The 18605-nt window shown below is 59.9% G+C and carries 25 protein-coding genes; 24 read left to right on the forward strand and 1 reads right to left on the reverse strand.

Annotated elements, in window-relative coordinates; translation table 11 throughout:
- The first annotated feature begins 13 nt into the window (after positions 1 to 13).
- The gene (gene rpoC, locus V8P77_RS23995) at positions 14 to 4222 is read left to right on the forward strand and encodes a DNA-directed RNA polymerase subunit beta' (protein ID WP_335914537.1); all 4209 of its coding nucleotides are present in this window, start codon (positions 14 to 16) and stop codon (positions 4220 to 4222) included.
- A 153-nt stretch (positions 4223 to 4375) separates the two neighbouring features.
- Here rpoC and V8P77_RS24000 read toward each other — a convergent pair whose 3' ends face one another.
- Entirely contained in the window at positions 4376 to 4669 is a 294-nt protein-coding gene (locus tag V8P77_RS24000) for a hypothetical protein (RefSeq protein WP_003547528.1), read from the reverse strand.
- A gap of 497 nt (positions 4670 to 5166) precedes the next feature.
- On the opposite strand from V8P77_RS24000, the gene rpsL reads away from it, so the two are divergent.
- The 23 genes from rpsL to rpsE all read left to right on the forward strand — a co-directional run bounded on the left by rpsL (position 5167) and on the right by rpsE (position 18605).
- A complete protein-coding gene (gene rpsL, locus V8P77_RS24005) occupies positions 5167 to 5538 on the forward strand; it encodes a 30S ribosomal protein S12 (protein ID WP_003547537.1) in 372 nt (123 codons plus the stop codon).
- 76 nt (positions 5539 to 5614) lie between these two features.
- On the forward strand, positions 5615 to 6085 hold the full coding sequence (gene rpsG, locus V8P77_RS24010) for a 30S ribosomal protein S7 (protein ID WP_011651422.1): 471 nt from the start codon (positions 5615 to 5617) through the stop codon (positions 6083 to 6085).
- Between the two features lie 29 nt (positions 6086 to 6114).
- Positions 6115 to 8214 carry an elongation factor G gene (fusA, locus tag V8P77_RS24015; RefSeq protein WP_018068032.1) on the forward strand — a complete coding sequence of 700 codons (2100 nt, stop codon included), beginning with the start codon at positions 6115 to 6117 and terminating at the stop codon, positions 8212 to 8214.
- Positions 8215 to 8282: 68 nt separating this feature from the next.
- A complete protein-coding gene (tuf, locus tag V8P77_RS24020; protein WP_012757012.1) occupies positions 8283 to 9458 on the forward strand; it encodes an elongation factor Tu in 1176 nt (391 codons plus the stop codon).
- Positions 9459 to 9612: 154 nt separating this feature from the next.
- Positions 9613 to 9921, forward strand: coding sequence for a 30S ribosomal protein S10 (gene rpsJ, locus V8P77_RS24025; protein ID WP_003547547.1), 309 nt, complete (start codon positions 9613 to 9615; stop codon positions 9919 to 9921).
- Positions 9922 to 9960: 39 nt separating this feature from the next.
- Positions 9961 to 10602: a 50S ribosomal protein L3 gene (rplC, locus tag V8P77_RS24030; RefSeq protein ID WP_003547548.1), complete on the forward strand. Its 642-nt coding sequence runs from the start codon at positions 9961 to 9963 to the stop codon at positions 10600 to 10602.
- Between the two features lie 13 nt (positions 10603 to 10615).
- Positions 10616 to 11236, forward strand: a complete 621-nt coding sequence (rplD, locus tag V8P77_RS24035) for a 50S ribosomal protein L4 (RefSeq protein WP_003573800.1) — start codon at positions 10616 to 10618, stop codon at positions 11234 to 11236.
- Entirely contained in the window at positions 11233 to 11526 is a 294-nt protein-coding gene (locus V8P77_RS24040) for a 50S ribosomal protein L23 (RefSeq protein ID WP_003547550.1), read from the forward strand. The genes rplD and V8P77_RS24040 overlap by 4 nt, the downstream gene beginning before the upstream one ends.
- 11 nt (positions 11527 to 11537) lie before the next feature.
- A complete protein-coding gene (gene rplB, locus V8P77_RS24045; RefSeq protein WP_003547551.1) occupies positions 11538 to 12374 on the forward strand; it encodes a 50S ribosomal protein L2 in 837 nt (278 codons plus the stop codon).
- A 15-nt stretch (positions 12375 to 12389) separates the two neighbouring features.
- Positions 12390 to 12668, forward strand: a complete 279-nt coding sequence (gene rpsS / locus V8P77_RS24050) for a 30S ribosomal protein S19 (protein WP_003547552.1) — start codon at positions 12390 to 12392, stop codon at positions 12666 to 12668.
- A 2-nt stretch (positions 12669 to 12670) separates the two neighbouring features.
- Complete coding sequence (gene rplV, locus V8P77_RS24055) at positions 12671 to 13060, forward strand: 50S ribosomal protein L22 (RefSeq protein ID WP_003547553.1); 390 nt, start codon at positions 12671 to 12673, stop codon at positions 13058 to 13060.
- A complete protein-coding gene (rpsC, locus tag V8P77_RS24060; protein WP_003547554.1) occupies positions 13060 to 13791 on the forward strand; it encodes a 30S ribosomal protein S3 in 732 nt (243 codons plus the stop codon). Before rplV ends, rpsC begins: the two co-directional genes overlap by 1 nt.
- A 36-nt stretch (positions 13792 to 13827) precedes the next feature.
- Complete coding sequence (gene rplP, locus V8P77_RS24065) at positions 13828 to 14241, forward strand: 50S ribosomal protein L16 (RefSeq protein WP_003573792.1); 414 nt, start codon at positions 13828 to 13830, stop codon at positions 14239 to 14241.
- Positions 14242 to 14253: 12 nt separating this feature from the next.
- Positions 14254 to 14454, forward strand: a complete 201-nt coding sequence (gene rpmC, locus V8P77_RS24070) for a 50S ribosomal protein L29 (protein WP_003547556.1) — start codon at positions 14254 to 14256, stop codon at positions 14452 to 14454.
- 12 nt (positions 14455 to 14466) lie between these two features.
- A complete protein-coding gene (gene rpsQ, locus V8P77_RS24075) occupies positions 14467 to 14706 on the forward strand; it encodes a 30S ribosomal protein S17 (protein WP_003547557.1) in 240 nt (79 codons plus the stop codon).
- A 259-nt stretch (positions 14707 to 14965) separates the two neighbouring features.
- Entirely contained in the window at positions 14966 to 15334 is a 369-nt protein-coding gene (gene rplN, locus V8P77_RS24080) for a 50S ribosomal protein L14 (RefSeq protein WP_003547558.1), read from the forward strand.
- A gap of 11 nt (positions 15335 to 15345) precedes the next feature.
- Complete coding sequence (gene rplX / locus V8P77_RS24085; protein WP_003547559.1) at positions 15346 to 15654, forward strand: 50S ribosomal protein L24; 309 nt, start codon at positions 15346 to 15348, stop codon at positions 15652 to 15654.
- The gene (gene rplE / locus V8P77_RS24090) at positions 15647 to 16204 is read left to right on the forward strand and encodes a 50S ribosomal protein L5 (protein WP_129418891.1); all 558 of its coding nucleotides are present in this window, start codon (positions 15647 to 15649) and stop codon (positions 16202 to 16204) included. Before rplX ends, rplE begins: the two co-directional genes overlap by 8 nt.
- A 32-nt stretch (positions 16205 to 16236) precedes the next feature.
- Entirely contained in the window at positions 16237 to 16542 is a 306-nt protein-coding gene (gene rpsN / locus V8P77_RS24095) for a 30S ribosomal protein S14 (protein WP_003547561.1), read from the forward strand.
- Positions 16543 to 16554: 12 nt separating this feature from the next.
- Positions 16555 to 16953, forward strand: a complete 399-nt coding sequence (gene rpsH / locus V8P77_RS24100) for a 30S ribosomal protein S8 (protein WP_003547562.1) — start codon at positions 16555 to 16557, stop codon at positions 16951 to 16953.
- 42 nt (positions 16954 to 16995) lie between these two features.
- Positions 16996 to 17529, forward strand: a complete 534-nt coding sequence (gene rplF, locus V8P77_RS24105; RefSeq protein ID WP_017963907.1) for a 50S ribosomal protein L6 — start codon at positions 16996 to 16998, stop codon at positions 17527 to 17529.
- A 12-nt stretch (positions 17530 to 17541) separates the two neighbouring features.
- Entirely contained in the window at positions 17542 to 17904 is a 363-nt protein-coding gene (gene rplR, locus V8P77_RS24110; protein WP_335914538.1) for a 50S ribosomal protein L18, read from the forward strand.
- A 131-nt stretch (positions 17905 to 18035) separates the two neighbouring features.
- Positions 18036 to 18605, forward strand: coding sequence for a 30S ribosomal protein S5 (gene rpsE / locus V8P77_RS24115; RefSeq protein WP_003547565.1), 570 nt, complete (start codon positions 18036 to 18038; stop codon positions 18603 to 18605).

An 18605-nucleotide genomic window follows, 5' to 3' on the forward strand; every position in this document is an offset into this window, starting at 1 on the left:
GAAGGAGACAGGCATGAACCAAGAGGTCATGAATCTTTTCAATCCGCAGGTGCCTGCACAGAATTTCGATTCTATTCGGATTTCGATCGCGTCTCCGGAGAAGATCCTCTCCTGGTCTTACGGTGAGATCAAGAAGCCGGAAACCATCAACTACCGTACGTTCAAGCCGGAACGCGACGGTCTGTTCTGCGCGCGCATCTTCGGGCCGATCAAGGACTACGAATGCCTGTGCGGCAAGTACAAGCGTATGAAGTACAAGGGCATCATCTGCGAAAAGTGCGGCGTCGAAGTCACGCTGTCGCGCGTTCGCCGTGAGCGCATGGGCCACATCGAGCTCGCAGCTCCCGTTGCCCACATCTGGTTCCTGAAGTCGCTGCCATCACGCATTTCGACGCTGCTCGACATGACGCTGAAGGATGTCGAGCGCGTTCTCTACTTCGAAAACTACATCGTCACCGAGCCGGGCCTGACCGCCCTGAAGGAGCACCAGCTCCTTTCGGAAGAAGAGTACATGCTCGCCGTCGACGAATACGGCGAAGACCAGTTCACCGCGATGATCGGCGCCGAGGCGATCTACGAGATGCTGGCCTCGATGAACCTCGAAAAGATCGCTGGCGACCTGCGCGCAGAGCTTGCCGACACCACGTCGGATCTCAAGCAGAAGAAGCTGATGAAGCGCCTGAAGATCGTCGAAAACTTCATGGAGTCGGGCAACCGTCCGGAATGGATGATCATGAAGGTCGTTCCGGTCATCCCGCCGGATCTGCGTCCGCTGGTTCCGCTCGACGGCGGCCGTTTCGCGACGTCGGATCTGAACGATCTCTACCGCCGCGTCATCAACCGTAACAACCGTCTGAAGCGCCTGATCGAGCTTCGTGCGCCTGGCATCATCATCCGCAACGAAAAGCGCATGCTGCAGGAATCCGTTGACGCGCTGTTCGACAACGGTCGTCGCGGCCGTGTCATCACCGGTGCCAACAAGCGTCCGCTGAAGTCGCTCTCCGACATGCTGAAGGGCAAGCAGGGCCGCTTCCGCCAGAACCTGCTCGGCAAGCGCGTCGACTATTCCGGCCGTTCGGTCATCGTCACCGGTCCGGAACTGAAGCTGCACCAGTGCGGCCTGCCGAAGAAGATGGCGCTCGAGCTCTTCAAGCCGTTCATCTATGCCCGCCTCGACGCCAAGGGTTATTCCTCGACCGTCAAGCAGGCCAAGAAGCTGGTCGAGAAGGAAAAGCCGGAAGTCTGGGATATCCTCGACGAGGTCATCCGCGAGCATCCGGTTCTCTTGAACCGCGCACCGACGCTGCACCGCCTGGGCATCCAGGCCTTCGAACCTATCCTGGTCGAAGGCAAGGCGATCCAGCTGCATCCGCTCGTCTGCACGGCCTTCAACGCCGACTTCGACGGCGACCAGATGGCCGTTCACGTGCCGCTGTCGCTCGAAGCTCAGCTCGAAGCCCGCGTGCTGATGATGTCGACCAACAACATCCTGCATCCGGCCAACGGCGCGCCGATCATCGTTCCCTCGCAGGACATGGTTCTCGGCCTCTACTATCTGTCGATCCTCAATCAGAACGAGCCGGGCGAAGGCATGGCCTTCTCCGATCTCGGCGAGCTGCATCACGCCCTCGAAAGCAAGGTCGTGACGCTGCACACCAAGATCCGTGGCCGCTTCAAGTCGATCGACGAGGATGGCAAGCCTTACTCGAAGATCTATGAGACGACGCCTGGCCGTCTGCTCATCGGTGAACTGTTGCCGAAGAACGGCAAGGTGCCCTTCGATATCTGCAACCAGGAAATGACCAAGAAGAACATCTCGAAGATGATCGACACGGTCTACCGCCACTGCGGCCAGAAGGACACGGTCATCTTCTGCGACCGCATCATGCAGCTCGGCTTTTCCCATGCCTGCCGCGCCGGCATCTCGTTCGGCAAGGACGACATGGTCATTCCGGATGCCAAGGCCAAGATCGTTGCCGACACCGAAAACCTGGTGAAGGAATACGAGCAGCAGTACAATGACGGCCTCATCACCCAGGGCGAGAAGTACAACAAGGTTGTCGACGCCTGGGGCAAGGCGACCGAAAAGGTCGCCGAAGAGATGATGGCCCGCATTAAGGCGGTCGAATTCGACGAGAAGACCGGTCGCCAGAAGCCGATGAACTCGATCTACATGATGAGCCACTCCGGTGCCCGCGGTTCTCCGAACCAGATGCGCCAGTTGGGCGGCATGCGTGGCCTCATGGCCAAGCCGTCGGGCGAAATCATCGAGACGCCGATCATCTCGAACTTCAAGGAAGGCCTGACCGTCAACGAGTACTTCAACTCGACCCACGGCGCCCGCAAGGGTCTGGCAGACACCGCCCTGAAGACCGCCAACTCCGGCTACCTGACCCGCCGTCTCGTCGACGTCGCGCAGGATTGCATCGTCACGCATGTCGATTGCGGAACGCAGACGGGCCTCACCATGACCGCCATCGTCGATGCCGGCCAGGTGGTTGCCTCGATCGGCGCCCGTATCCTCGGCCGCACGGCGCTCGACGATATCGATCATCCGGTCACGGGTGAGCGCATCGTCGATGCCGGCAAGATGATCCTCGAGCCTGATGTCGTCGAAATCGAAAAGGCCGGCATCCAGTCGATCCGCATCCGCTCGGCACTGACCTGCGAAATCCAGACGGGCGTCTGCTCGGTCTGCTACGGCCGCGACCTCGCGCGCGGTACGCCGGTCAATATGGGCGAAGCCGTCGGCGTCATCGCTGCTCAGTCGATCGGCGAGCCGGGCACCCAGCTCACCATGCGTACCTTCCACCTTGGCGGTACTGCAACCGTGGTCGACCAGTCGTTCCTCGAAGCCTCGTACGAAGGTACGGTGCAGATCAAGAACCGCAACATCCTGCGCAACTCCGATGGCAACCTCGTTGCCATGGGCCGCAACATGACCGTCCAGATCCTGGACGAACGTGGTGTCGAGCGGTCGTCGCAGCGCGTGGCCTACGGTTCGAAGCTGCATGTCGACGAAGGCGACAAGGTCAAGCGCGGCCAGCGCCTGGCAGAGTGGGACCCCTACACCCGTCCGATGATGACGGAAGTGGCCGGTACCGTTCAGTTTGAAGATCTGGTCGACGGTCTCTCCGTTCTGGAAGCGACCGACGAATCGACCGGCATCACCAAGCGTCAGGTCATCGACTGGCGTTCGACCCCGCGCGGCTCGGACCTCAAGCCGGCGATCGTCATCAAGGATGCCAGCGGCAATATCGCGAAGCTGTCTCGTGGTGGTGACGCCCGCTTCTTCCTCTCGGTCGATGCGATCCTATCGGTCGAGCCGGGCACGAAGGTCTCCCAGGGTGACGTTCTCGCCCGTTCGCCGCTCGAAAGCGCCAAGACCAAGGACATCACCGGCGGTCTGCCGCGTGTTGCCGAGCTGTTCGAAGCCCGTCGTCCGAAGGACCACGCCATCATCGCAGAGATCGATGGTACGATCCGCCTCGGCCGCGACTACAAGAACAAGCGTCGCGTCATCATCGAGCCGGCGGAAGACGGTGTCGAACCTGTCGAATACCTGATCCCGAAGGGCAAGCCCTTCCACCTTCAGGAAGGCGACTATATCGAAAAGGGTGACTACATCCTCGACGGTAACCCGGCTCCGCACGACATCCTGGCGATCAAGGGCGTGGAGGCTCTGGCCTCCTACCTCGTCAACGAGATCCAGGAAGTCTACCGCCTGCAGGGCGTCGTCATCAACGACAAGCACATCGAGGTGATTGTCCGTCAGATGCTGCAGAAGGTGGAAATCACCGATGCAGGCGACTCGACCTATATCGTCGGCGACAATGTCGACCGGATCGAGCTCGAAGACGTCAACGATCACCTGATCGAGCAGGGCAAGAAGCCAGCCTATGGCGATCCGGTTCTTCTTGGAATCACCAAGGCGTCGCTGCAGACCCCGTCCTTCATCTCGGCCGCGTCCTTCCAGGAAACGACCAAGGTGCTGACGGAAGCTGCGATCGCTGGCAAGACCGACGGCCTGCAGGGTCTGAAGGAAAATGTCATCGTCGGCCGCCTTATCCCGGCCGGTACCGGCGGCACCATGACCCAGATCCGCCGCATCGCCACGTCGCGCGACGAGATGATCCTCGAAGAGCGCCGCAAGGGCACGGGTGCTGCCGTCGCCACGCCGATGCTGCAGGACATGGCCGAAAAGGCTCCGGCTGCGGAATAATCCGCGGCTGAAGTCGATGAATTGAAAAACCGCCCGGAGCGATCCGGGCGGTTTTTCGTTTTTAGTCTGCTCTGATTGGGAGGGCGGGGAGGGAGGCCGCTGCTTTCCGCTTATGCTGCCTGTGGCGACCGGCAGCGTGAGCGGCGGCTCCCTTCAGTTGAACCGGATGATCGCGACTTCGCCTTCGACGGCGCCCTGGTAGGCAGATGCGTGCGGCTCTTCGGCCGGAACCTCGGTCAGCATGCCGATCTGGTCGAGATCTGCCTCGATGAAGCCTTCCTCGGCAAGGGCGTTCAAGGCCTCGCGTACAGCAGTGTCGTCGTCAGGCGCCTTCAGCATGATGTGCAGGTCGATGCCTTCGCTGGCGTCGGACTCGTAGCCCTTGCCGATGATGATGAAGATCATCGGGCCGTCGAAATTATTGTCGTTATCAGGTGTCGTGATCATCGCCTGTCCTTCGGCTCTTTGACGATTCGGTCGCTCGAATCCTGCTGTGAGGGCCGAACGCCGCAATTGCTGATTCCTTAACTGCTTTTGCTGCAATGCCCAAGTTTTTATCTTGGTGCACGCCCGTCAATTCGTCTAGAAGGATGAAACAGGGCGTTGGGCCGGCATATCAAGGCGATACGGCGAGTTTATTTCTTAACCGGCCTTGACGAGACGGGTGGAAACCAGTAGTACCCCGGCCATCAGATCCCATGTGAGGCTTGGCTGTTCGGGGCGACTCGCCCTGAAGTTCACCTCAAACAAGGTTCTAAACGCACGTTGAAGTCATGATGCTGCACGCACGACGCATATTCTATGCGTCCTCTGCTCCTTGTGGTCCATCTGCGGAAGCGGATCGGGCCATATTTTGCGCATTGACGGAAAGCATGCGTCACTGCCGGAGACGGCGCGAGTTCAAGCCCGCAAGGGTACTGAGATAAAACGTAAGGGATGGTTGAATGCCTACCGTAAACCAGCTGATCCGCAAGCCTCGCCAGGCGAACGTAAAGCGTAACAAGGTTCCCGCACTCCAGGAGAACCCGCAGAAGCGCGGCGTTTGCACGCGCGTCTACACGACGACGCCGAAGAAGCCGAACTCGGCTCTGCGTAAGGTCGCAAAGATCCGCCTGACCAACGGCTTCGAAGTCATTGGTTACATCCCCGGCGAAGGTCACAACCTTCAGGAACACTCCGTCGTCATGATCCGTGGCGGCCGCGTCAAGGACCTTCCGGGTGTCCGTTATCACATCATCCGCGGCGTTCTCGATACTCAGGGTGTCAAGAACCGCAAGCAGCGCCGCTCCAAGTACGGCGCGAAGCGTCCGAAGTAATTCGGTTTTTGAATAATCCGGCGCTGCGCGAGGTCCTCCGCGTCATGAAGCGCCTTAACGGTTGAAGAGACAAAATATGTCCAGACGTCATAAAGCAGAAAAGCGCGAGATCAATCCGGACCCGAAGTTCGGCGATCTCGTCGTCACCAAGTTCATGAATGCCATCATGCTCGACGGCAAGAAGTCCGTTGCTGAAAACATCGTCTACGGTGCGTTTGACGTTGTCCAGGGCAAGGCCAAGCAGGAGCCGCTCACGGTTTTCCATTCTGCGCTTGAGAACATTGCCCCGCACGTTGAAGTTCGCTCGCGTCGTGTCGGTGGTGCGACCTATCAGGTCCCCGTCGATGTTCGTCCGGAGCGCCGCCAGGCTCTTGCTATTCGCTGGCTGATCGCTGCTGCCCGCAAGCGCAATGAAACGACTATGGTTGACCGCCTTTCCGGCGAACTGCTCGATGCGTCCAACAACCGCGGCTCCGCCGTCAAGAAGCGCGAAGACACGCACAAGATGGCTGACGCCAACCGCGCGTTCTCGCACTATCGCTGGTAATTCCGAACGGTATCGAAAGGCAGTCCACAATGGCTCGCGAATATAAGATCGAAGACTACCGCAATTTCGGTATCATGGCGCATATCGACGCCGGCAAGACCACGACCACCGAGCGTATTCTTTATTACACCGGCAAGTCGCACAAGATCGGCGAAGTTCACGACGGCGCAGCCACGATGGACTGGATGGAGCAGGAGCAGGAGCGTGGAATCACGATCACCTCTGCTGCCACCACGACCTATTGGAAGGGCCGTGACGGCAAAATGCGCCGCTTCAACATCATCGACACTCCCGGCCACGTCGACTTCACCATTGAAGTCGAGCGTTCGCTGCGCGTTCTCGACGGCGCCATCGCGCTGCTCGACGCCAACGCCGGTGTTGAGCCGCAGACGGAAACCGTCTGGCGTCAGGCCGAGAAGTACAATGTTCCGCGGATGATCTTCTGCAACAAGATGGACAAGACCGGTGCGGACTTCTACCGCTCCGTCGAGATGATCAAGACCCGTCTCGGTGCGACGGCTGTCGTCATGCAGCTGCCGATCGGTGCGGAGACCGAATTCAAGGGCGTCATCGACCTGGTCGAGATGAACGCACTCATCTGGCGCGACGAGTCGCTCGGCGCCCAGTGGGATGTCGTCGAGATCCCCGAGGACATGAAGGCCAAGGCTGAAGAATATCGCGAAAAGCTGATCGAGACGGTCGTCGACATCGACGAAGCCGCCACCGAAGCTTACCTCGAAGGTATTCTGCCCGACAACGATCAGATCCGTGCGCTGGTTCGCCGCGGCACGATCGACGTCAAGTTCCACCCGATGTTCTGCGGCACTGCCTTCAAGAACAAGGGCGTGCAGCCGCTGCTCGACGCCGTCGTCGACTACCTGCCGTCGCCGATGGACATCCCGGCGATCAAGGGCATCGACTTCAAGACGGAAGCCGAAATCGAGCGTCATGCCGACGACAGCGAGCCGCTTTCCATGCTCGCCTTCAAGATCATGAACGACCCCTTCGTCGGTTCGCTGACCTTCGCCCGCATCTACTCCGGCAAGCTCGAAAAGGGCGCGTCGGTCATCAACACGGTCAAGGACAAGCGCGAGCGCGTCGGCCGTATGCTGCAGATGCACTCCAACTCGCGTGAAGACATCGAAGAAGCCTTCGCAGGCGACATTGTGGCTCTCGCCGGCCTCAAGGAAACCACGACGGGCGACACGCTCTGCGATCCGCTGAAGCCGGTTATCCTCGAGCGCATGGAATTCCCGGAGCCGGTCATCCAGATCGCCATCGAGCCGAAGACCAAGGGCGACCAGGAAAAGATGGGCCTCGCGCTCAATCGCCTGGCTGCTGAAGATCCGTCCTTCCGCGTCAAGACCGATCAGGAATCAGGCCAGACCATCATCGCCGGCATGGGCGAACTGCATCTCGACATCATCGTCGACCGCATGCGTCGTGAGTTCAAGGTCGAAGCAACCGTCGGCGCGCCGCAGGTTGCCTACCGTGAAACCATCACCCGGACGCATGAAGAAGACTACACGCACAAGAAGCAGTCCGGTGGTACCGGCCAGTTCGCGCGCGTCAAGATCGTCTTCGAACCGAACCCGGAAGGCGACGAATTTAAGTTCGAATCGAAGATCGTCGGCGGTTCCGTTCCGAAGGAATACATCCCCGGCGTCCAGAAGGGCATCGAAAGCGTTCTGTCTTCGGGTCCGCTCGCAGGCTTCCCGATGCTCGGCGTCAAGGCAACCCTCATCGATGGCGCCTTCCACGACGTCGACTCCTCGGTTCTCGCCTTCGAAATCGCATCGCGTGCCTGCTTCCGTGAAGCAGCCAAGAAGGCCGGCGCTCAGCTGCTCGAGCCGATGATGAAGGTCGAAGTCGTCACCCCGGAAGATTACGTCGGCGACGTTATCGGCGACCTGAACTCCCGTCGCGGTCAGATCCAGGGCCAGGAAAGCCGCGGTATCGCCGTCGTCATCAACGCGAACGTCCCGCTCGCGAACATGTTCAAGTACGTCGACAACCTGCGCTCCATGTCCCAGGGTCGCGCCCAGTACACGATGACCTTCGATCACTATTCGCCGGTCCCGTCGAACGTCGCAACTGAAATCCAGGCAAAGTATTCCGGTCAGAAGTGACCGGAATACCAATTGACCGATAACAAGAATTAGATCCCTTCGGGGACTAGCAAAACGGAGACCCGAAAATGGGAAAGAGTAAGTTTGAGCGCAACAAGCCGCACGTCAACATTGGCACGATTGGCCACGTTGACCACGGTAAGACGTCTCTGACGGCAGCGATCACGAAGTACTTCGGTGAGTACAAGGCGTACGATCAGATCGACGCGGCTCCGGAAGAAAAGGCGCGTGGCATCACGATTTCGACGGCCCACGTTGAATACGAGACGCCGGCCCGCCACTACGCCCACGTCGACTGCCCCGGCCACGCCGACTACGTCAAGAACATGATCACCGGTGCTGCCCAGATGGACGGCGCGATCCTGGTGTGCTCGGCTGCCGACGGCCCGATGCCGCAGACGCGCGAACACATTCTGCTCGCCCGCCAGGTCGGCGTTCCGGCGATCGTGGTGTTCCTGAACAAGGTTGACCAGGTTGACGACGCCGAGCTTCTCGAGCTGGTCGAGCTCGAAGTGCGCGAACTGCTGTCGTCCTACGACTTCCCGGGCGACGATATCCCGATCGTCAAGGGTTCGGCGCTGGCTGCTCTCGAAGATTCGGACAAGAAGATCGGCGAGGATTCGATCCGCGAACTGATGGCCGCTGTCGACGCCTACATTCCGACGCCTGAGCGTCCGATCAACCTGCCGTTCCTGCTGCCGATCGAAGACGTGTTCTCGATCTCTGGCCGCGGCACGGTTGTGACCGGCCGCGTCGAGCGTGGCATCGTCAAGGTTGGCGAAGAAGTCGAGATCGTCGGCATCCGCCCGACGACGAAGACGACGGTGACCGGCGTTGAAATGTTCCGCAAGCTGCTCGATCAGGGCCAGGCTGGCGACAACATCGGCGCGCTGATCCGCGGCGTCACCCGTGATGGCGTTGAGCGTGGCCAGATTCTGTGCAAGCCGGGTTCGGTCAAGCCGCACAAGAAGTTCATGGCAGAAGCCTACATCCTGACGAAGGAAGAGGGTGGCCGTCATACGCCGTTCTTCACCAACTACCGTCCGCAGTTCTACTTCCGCACGACCGACGTGACGGGCATTGTGACGCTGCCGGAAGGCACGGAGATGGTGATGCCGGGCGACAACGTCACGGTATCGGTCGAGCTGATCGTTCCGATCGCGATGGAAGAAAAGCTGCGCTTCGCGATCCGCGAGGGCGGCCGCACCGTCGGTGCCGGTATCGTCGCGTCGATCGTCGAGTAATTAGCGGCTGGGCCACCTGGCCCAAGGAAAGGATAGGGACGCCGATCTCGGTGTCCCTCTCGATCTTTGAAACCGGTGGCCCGCTAACGTAACTGAAGGTAAGTCGTGTCCCTAAGTGGTGACACGCGGATAACAGACACAAGGATAAAGTCGAATGAACGGCCAGAATATCCGCATCCGCCTGAAGGCGTTCGATCACCGGATTCTCGATGCCTCCACGCGCGAGATCGTATCGACGGCTAAGCGCACCGGTGCAAGCGTCCGGGGCCCCGTTCCGCTTCCGACCCGCATCGAGAAGTTTACGGTCAACCGGTCCCCGCACATCGACAAGAAGAGCCGCGAACAGTTCGAGATGCGCACGCATAAGCGCCTTCTCGATATCGTTGACCCGACCCCGCAGACGGTAGACGCGCTGATGAAGCTCGATCTCGCCGCCGGTGTCGATGTTGAGATCAAGCTCTGAGACCTCGGGTCTTCGGGCTGAGTGAGAAGGATTGAACCGATGCGTTCAGGTGTGATTGCACAGAAGGTGGGAATGACCCGCGTCTATAACGACGCCGGCGAGCATGTCCCGGTAACGGTACTGCGTATGGAAGGCTGCCAAGTCGTAGCCACGCGCACTGTCGAAAAGAATGGCTATACCGCAGTTCAGCTCGGTGCCGGCCAGGCGAAGGTGAAGAACACGTCGAAGGCGATGCGCGGCAACTTTGCCATTGCCAACGTCGAGCCGAAGGCCAAGCTGACGGAATTCCGCGTGTCGGAAGATCAACTGCTCGAGGTCGGCACTGAGATCAAGGCGGGTCACTTTGCAGCCGGTCAGCTCGTCGACGTGACGGGCACGACGATCGGTAAGGGTTTTGCCGGCGCCATGAAGCGCCACGGTTTCGGCGGTCTGCGTGCCACGCACGGTGTGTCGGTGTCTCACCGCTCGCACGGTTCGACCGGCTCGCGCCAGGATCCGGGCAAGGTTTTCAAGAACAAGAAGATGGCTGGTCACATGGGCCAGACGCGCGTCACGACGCAGAACCTGGAAGTAGTTTCGACCGACGAAGATCGCGGTCTGATCCTGATCAAGGGTGCTGTTCCTGGTTCCAAGGGTGCTTGGATCATCGTGCGCGACGCCGTCAAGTCGGCCGCGAAGTAAGGGAGCCAGATCAATGGAATTCAACGTCAAGACCCTCGAGGGAAAAGACGCCGGGAAGGTTTCCCTTTCGGACGCGATTTTCGGCCTCGAGCCCCGCGAAGACATTCTCGCCCGCGTCATCCGCTGGCAGCTTGCCAAGAAGCAGCAGGGCACGCACAAGGCTAAGGGCCGCGCGGAAGTTTCGCGCACCGGCGCCAAGATGTACAAGCAGAAGGGTACGGGCCGCGCCCGCCACCATTCGGCTCGCGCTCCGCAGTTCCGCGGCGGCGGCAAGGCTCACGGCCCGGTTGTCCGCAGCCACGAGCACGATCTTCCGAAGAAGGTTCGTGCACTCGGCCTTCGCCACGCCCTTTCGGCCAAGATCAAGGCCGATGACGTCATCGTCATCGACAACCTGGTTGCCACCGAAGCCAAGACCAAGGCTCTCGCGTCCGTTTTCGAGACGCTCGGCCTGACCAACGCCCTCTTCATCGGCGGCGCAGAGCTTGACGGCAACTTCAAGCTCGCAGCTCAGAACATCCCGAACATCGATGTTCTGCCGATCCAGGGCATCAACGTTTACGACATCGTGCGCCGCGGCAAGCTCGTGCTTTCCAAGGCTGCGGTTGAAGCGCTAGAGGAGCGATTCAAGTGACCGATCTTCGCCACTACGATGTGATCGTCTCTCCGGCGATCACCGAAAAGTCCACGCTGGTATCCGAAAACAACCAGGTTGTTTTCAATGTCGCCAAGCAGGCGACGAAGCCGGAAATCAAGGCTGCGGTCGAGGCGCTGTTCGGCGTCAAGGTCACGGCTGTCAACACTCTGCTGCGTAAAGGCAAGACCAAGCGGTTCCGCGGTTTCGTCGGCAAGCAGAAGGACGTGAAGAAGGCTGTTGTGACGCTGGCTGAAGGCCAGACGATCGACGTCTCCACCGGTCTCTGAGGTATAAGAAAATGGCATTGAAAACTTTCAATCCGATCACCCCGAGCCAGCGCCAGCTGGTCATCGTCGACCGCTCGGCCCTCTACAAGGGCAAGCCGGTCAAGGCGCTGACGGAAGGTCTGACCAAGAGCGGCGGTCGTAACAACCTCGGCCGCATCACCGCCCGCTTCATCGGCGGCGGTCACAAGCGCACCTATCGTCTGATCGACTTCAAGCGTCGCAAGTTCGACGTCGAAGGCACGGTCGAGCGTATCGAATACGATCCGAACCGCACGGCTTTCATCGCGCTGGTGAACTATGCTGACGGCGAGAAGGCTTATATCCTCGCTCCTCAGCGCCTCGCTGCCGGTGACAAGGTCATCGCTTCCGAGAAGGCTGTCGACGTCAAGCCCGGCAACACCATGCCGCTGCAGTTCATCCCGGTCGGCTCCATCATCCACAACGTGGAAATGAAGCCGGGCAAGGGTGGTCAGATCGCTCGCTCCGCCGGTGGCTACGCACAGCTCGTCGGCCGCGACCAGGGCATGGCGATCCTTCGCCTGAACTCCGGTGAACAGCGTCTCGTTCATGGCTCCTGCCTTGCTTCGATCGGCGCGGTCTCCAACCCTGATCACGCCAACATCAACGACGGCAAGGCCGGTCGTACCGTTTGGCGCGGCAAGCGTCCGCATAACCGCGGTGTCGTCATGAACCCGGTCGACCATCCGCACGGCGGTGGTGAAGGCCGCACCTCCGGTGGTCGCCATCCGGTGACACCGTGGGGCAAGCCGACCAAGGGCAAGCGCACCCGGTCGAACAAGTCGACCGACAAGATGATCATGCGCTCGCGTCATCAGCGTAAGAAGTAAGAGAGGAAGTCTCCAATGGCTCGTTCAGTATGGAAAGGTCCGTTCGTTGACGGCTATCTTCTCAAGAAGGCTGAGAAGGTTCGTGAAGGCGGTCGTAGTGAAGTGATCAAGATCTGGAGCCGTCGCTCCACGATCCTGCCGCAGTTCGTCGGTCTCACCTTCGGCGTCTACAACGGTAGCAAGCATATCCCGGTCAGCGTCAATGAAGACATGGTCGGCCACAAATTCGGTGAATTCTCTCCGACCCGCACCTACTACGGTCACGGCGCGGACAAGAAGGCGAAGAGGAAGTAACAATGGGCAAGGCAAAAGCCGAACGCCGGCTGAAGGACAACGAGGCGCAAGCAGTCGCCCGCACGCTCCGCGTCAGCCCCCAGAAGCTCAACCTGGTTGCTGCGGCTATCCGTGGCAAGAAGGTCGAGCGCGCACTCGCTGAGCTGGAGTTCTCCCGCAAGCGCATCGCAGGCGCCGTCAAGAAGACGCTCGAATCTGCGATCGCCAACGCCGAGAACAACCATGATCTCGACGTCGACTCGCTGGTTGTCGCCGAGGCCTATGTCGGCAAGTCGATCGTCATGAAGCGTTTCCACGCTCGTGGCCGCGGTCGCGCGTCGCGCATCGAAAAGCCCTTCGCGCACCTGACGATTGTCGTTCGTGAAGTGCAGGCAGCAGAGGAGGCCGCATAATGGGTCAGAAAATCAATCCAATCGGTTTCCGTCTCGGAATCAACCGTACATGGGATAGCCGCTGGTTTGCGGACAATGCCGAGTACGGCCAGCTGCTGCACGAAGACCTGAAGATGCGCAAGTTCGTCATGAGCGAACTGAAGCAGGCCGGGATCTCCAAGGTGGTCATCGAGCGTCCGCACAAGAAGTGCCGCGTCACGATCCACTCGGCACGTCCGGGCTTGATCATCGGCCGCAAGGGCGCTGACATCGACAAGCTCCGCAAGAAGCTGTCGGAGATGACCAATTCGGAAACGCACCTCAACATCGTCGAAGTGCGCAAGCCCGAAGTCGATGCGACGCTGGTCGCTCAGTCGATCGCCCAGCAGCTCGAGCGTCGTGTGGCTTTCCGTCGCGCCATGAAGCGCGCCGTTCAGTCCGCGATGCGTCTTGGCGCCGAAGGCATCAAGATCACCTGCGCTGGCCGTCTCGGCGGCGCTGAAATCGCCCGTACGGAATGGTACCGCGAAGGTCGTGTGCCGTTGCACACGCTGCGCGCCGACATCGACTACGGGACGGCTGAAGCAGAAACCGCGTTCGGCATCTGCGGCATCAAGGTCTGGATCTTCAAGGGCGAAATCCTTGAGCATGATCCGATGGCTTCCGAGCGCCGCGCGATGGAAGGTGACGCCCAGGGTCCGGCAAGCCGTGATCGTGACCGCGACAGAGACCGTCGCCGCGACAACGCTTGATAGCGCGCGTGGCAGAGAAGTTCGGAGAATAAGAAAATGTTGCAGCCAAAGCGTACCAAGTACCGCAAGCAGTTCAAGGGCCGCATCAAGGGCGTCGCCAAGGGCGGTTCTGACCTGGCATTCGGCGAATTCGGCCTGAAGGCACAGGAACCCAACCGCGTCAACGCGCGCGAGATCGAAGCGGCCCGCCGCGCGATCACGCGTTATATGAAGCGCGCCGGCCGTGTATGGATCCGCGTGTTCCCGGACGTTCCGGTAACCGCAAAGCCGACCGAAGTCCGTATGGGTAAGGGTAAGGGCTCCGTTGAATATTGGGCATGCAAGGTCAAGCCTGGCCGTATGATGTTCGAGATCGACGGTGTCAGCGAAGAAATCGCCCGTGAGGCGCTTCGCCTCGGCTCTGCCAAGCTCTCGGTCAAGACGCGCTTCGTTCAGCGCATTGCAGAGTAAGGGATTGAGCTCATGAAAGCCTCAGACGTTCGCGGGTTCACCGCCGACCAACTCAAGGACGAGCTTGCCAAGCTGAAGAAGGAGCAGTTCAACCTGCGCTTCCAGAAGGCGACCGGCCAGCTCGAAAAGTCCTCGCGCATCAACGAAGTCCGCAAGGACATCGCCCGCGTGAAAACCATTGCCCGCCAGAAGGCGGCAGAAGTTAAGGCCTAAAGGAAGAAAAATATGCCGAAGCGCATCCTGCAGGGCGTCGTCGTTGGCGACAAGAACGAGAAGACGGTAGTGGTTCGTGTCGAGCGTCGTTTCGCTCACCCGCTGCTCCAGAAGACCGTTCGTCGTTCCAAGAAGTACAAGGCCCACGACGAGAACAATCAGTACAAGATTGGCGATACCGTATCCATCGAGGAATGCGCGCCGATCTCCAAGGACAAGCGCTGGACGGTGATTTCCGCCCAGGGCAAGTAACAGAATTTTGCGCGAGGCCTTGCGTCTCGCCGAAATATCTGTATGAAGCAGCGTCAGAACGCTCGAATGCCGGGCGTTCTTTTGCTTTGAGCGCACGGAAGGTCCCGTTCGGGAAACCACCCTGGCACGATCGATCCCGCGCTATTCAGCTATTGCCGCGTCTGTGCTGCCGTCATGGCGGCTCGGCCGGCGAAAATTTTCATAAGCCGGAGTAGGGGGCTAGCCCAACCATTCCGGTAAACCAAGAAGGCGACCTGATATGATTCAGATGCAAACAAACCTCGACGTCGCGGATAATTCCGGCGCACGTCGTGTCATGTGCATCAAGGTGCTGGGCGGCTCGAAGCGCAAGTATGCCTCGATCGGCGACGTCATCGTCGTTTCGATCAAGGAAGCGATCCCGCGCGGCCGTGTGAAGAAGGGTGACGTGATGAAGGCGGTTGTCGTTCGCACCGCCAAGGACATCCGTCGTGCGGATGGCTCCGTCATCCGCTTCGACACCAACGCAGCAGTCCTCATCGACAACAAGAAAGAGCCGATCGGCACCCGTATCTTCGGACCGGTTCCGCGCGAACTTCGCGCCAAGAACCACATGAAGATCATCTCGCTGGCTCCCGAAGTACTGTAAGGAGCGAAGCGATGCAGAAGATTCGTAAGGGCGACAAGGTCGTCATGCTCGCTGGCAAGGACAAGGGCCGTACCGGCGAAGTTGTCCAGGTCATGCCGAAGGAAGATCGTGCCGTTGTTCGTGGCGTCAACGTCGTCAAGCGCCACCAGCGCCAGACGCAGACCCAGGAAGCCGGCATCATCAATAAGGAAGCCCCGGTTCACTTGTCCAACGTTGCAATCATCGACAAGGACGGCAAGCCGACCCGCGTCGGTTTCAAGGTTGTTGACGGCAAGAAGGTCCGTGTGGCCAAGCGTTCTGGAGAAGTGATCGATGGCTGAGGCAAAATATGAGCCGCGGCTCAAGAAGGAATATGTCGAGCGCATCCGCAAGGCGATGCAGGAGCAGTTCTCCTACGCCAACGAGATGATGATTCCGAAGCTCGACAAGATCGTGATCAACATGGGTATCGGCGAAGCGACCGCTGACTCGAAGAAGCCGACGGTAGCTGCCGCCGACCTCGCAGCGATTGCCGGCCAGAAGCCGGTCATCACCCGCGCACGTAACTCTATCGCAGGCTTCAAGGTCCGCGAACAGATGCCGATCGGCGCGAAGGTCACCCTGCGCGGCGCCCGCATGTACGAGTTCATGGACCGTCTCGTGAACATCGCGCTCCCGCGCGTTCGCGACTTCCGCGGCCTGAACCCGAAAAGCTTTGACGGCCGTGGCAACTTCGCCATGGGCATCAAGGAGCACATTGTGTTCCCTGAGATCAACTACGACAAGGTTGATCAGATGTGGGGCATGGACATCATCGTTTGCACGACGGCGACGACCGACGACGAAGCACGGGCTCTTCTGAAAGAGTTCAGCTTCCCGTTCCGTCAATAACCGTAACGACGAGCGTAGAAAAGGAACCTGACATGGCGAAGACAAGCGCAGTTGAAAAGAACAAGCGCCGCCGTACTACGGTCGCTAACCAGGCCGCCAAGCGGGCTGGGTTGAAGGCGATCATCATGAACCAGGCTCTTCCGATCGAAGAGCGGTTTAAGGCCTCGATCAAGCTGGCATCCCTGCCGCGTGATGGATCGAAGACCCGTATTCGCAACCGTTGCGAAGTTTCGGGGCGTCCGCGCGCATATTACCGCAAACTGCGCATGTCGCGTATTGCGCTGCGTGAACTCGGCAATCTCGGCAAGGTGCCGGGTATCGTCAAGTCGAGCTGGTAAGGAGCAGGTTACATGACAATGACTGATCCGTTGGGCGATATGCTCACTCGCATCCGTAACGGCGCTTCCCGCCGCAAGTCGTCGGTTTCGACGCCTGCTTCGAAGCTCCGTGCACGTGTTCTCGATGTTCTGCAATCCGAAGGCTACATCCGTGGCTACTCCGTTGTCGATTTCGGCAATGGCAAGTCGGAACTCAGCATCGAGCTGAAATATTATGAAGGCGCATCGGTGATCCGTGAGATCGGCCGTGTGTCCAAGCCGGGCCGCCGGGTTTATGTCTCGGTCAAGTCCATTCCGCAGGTCGCGAACGGTCTCGGCATTACCATCCTTTCGACTCCGAAGGGTGTGATGGCCGATCACCAGGCTCGCGAACAGAACGTTGGTGGCGAGGTTCTTTGCTCGGTCTTCTAAGATCGGGCAGGGATCTCCATAGCGAACAGACAGGATTGAAACATGTCTCGTATCGGTAAGAAGCCCGTTCAGGTGCCTGCTGGGATCACGGCTACGGTCGATGGCCAGAAGGTGACTGCAAAGGGCCCGAAGGGCGAGCTGTTTTTCGTTGCTAACGACGAAATCAGCCTCAAGCTTGAAAATAACGCCGTCGTCGTGACGCCGGTGAACCAGACCAAGGATGCGCGCGCAAAGTGGGGCATGTCCCGCACGATGATCGAAGGCATCTTCAAGGGCGTCAAGGACGGTTTCGAGCGCAAGCTTGAAATCAACGGCGTCGGTTACCGCGCCGCCATGCAGGGCAAGAACCTGCAGCTGGCCCTCGGTTTCAGCCATGACGTGATCTACGAGCCGCCGGTCGGTATCTCGATCGTTGTTCCGAAGCCGACGGAAATCGTCGTCAGCGGCATCAACAAGCAGCAGGTCGGTCAGGTTGCCGCCGAAATCCGCGAATATCGCGGTCCCGAGCCCTACAAGGGCAAGGGCGTCAAGTACGCTGACGAGCGGATCGTCCGCAAAGAAGGCAAGAAGAAGTAAGGATCACGCGAAATGGCTAGCAGGAAAGAAGCACTTGCACGTCGTGCCAACCGCGTGCGCCGTCATCTCAAGTCGGTGGCCAATGGCCGTCCGCGCCTGTCGGTTCATCGCTCCTCGAAGAACATCTACGCCCAGGTCATCGATGATGTGGCCGGCAAGACGCTTGCGTCTGCCTCCACCCTCGATAAGGATCTGCGCGGTTCTCTGAAGACCGGTGCCGATACCGCCGCCGCTACCGTGGTGGGCAAGCTCCTCGCAGAGCGCGCCTCGAAGGCCGGTGTTACGGAAGTCGTGTTCGACCGTGGCGCCTTCATCTATCACGGCCGCATCAAGGCTCTCGCCGAAGCGGCCCGCGAAGGCGGTCTCACCTTCTGATCAGTTTCCGGCCGGACGCCTCAAGCGCCGGCCGGATTTTCGCCGGACCGCAGGCACTCTCCGAAAGGGGAGGCTGATGCGGTCCACATTTGTTTGCCGATTGCACCCGGAAAAGAAAAAGGAAGAGGACAATGGCACAGGAAAGAAGGCCGCAGCGGGACGACCGCCAGAGCCGTGAAGAGCGCGATAGCGAATTCGTCGACAAGCTTGTCGCGATCAACCGCGTCGCCAAGGTCGTCAAGGGCGGCCGTCGTTTCGGTTTCGCAGCCCTCGTCGTCGTCGGCGACCAGAAGGGCCGCGTCGGCTTCGGCCATGGCAAGGCACGTGAAGTGCCGGAAGCCATCCGCAAGGCAACCGAAGCCGCCAAGCGCGAACTGATCTTCGTACCGCTGCGTGACGGCCGTACGCTGCATCACGACGTTCATGGCCGCCACGGCGCTGGCAAGGTTCTGCTGCGCTCGGCCAAGGTCGGTACCGGCATCATCGCCGGCGGCCCGATGCGCGCCGTATTCGAGACGCTCGGCATGCACGACGTCGTCGCCAAGTCGACCGGTTCGTCGAACCCCTACAACATGGTTCGCGCCACCTTCGACGCTCTGAAGCACCAGGTTCACCCGAAGGACATCGCAGCTCAGCGCGGCATCAAGTATGCAACGCTGCAGGCTCGTCGTAGCGCCTCCGGCAACGCCTCTGAAGAATAA

Origin of the sequence: Rhizobium aouanii (assembly GCF_037002925.1) — a bacterium.
Classification (GTDB): domain Bacteria; phylum Pseudomonadota; class Alphaproteobacteria; order Rhizobiales; family Rhizobiaceae; genus Rhizobium; species Rhizobium aouanii.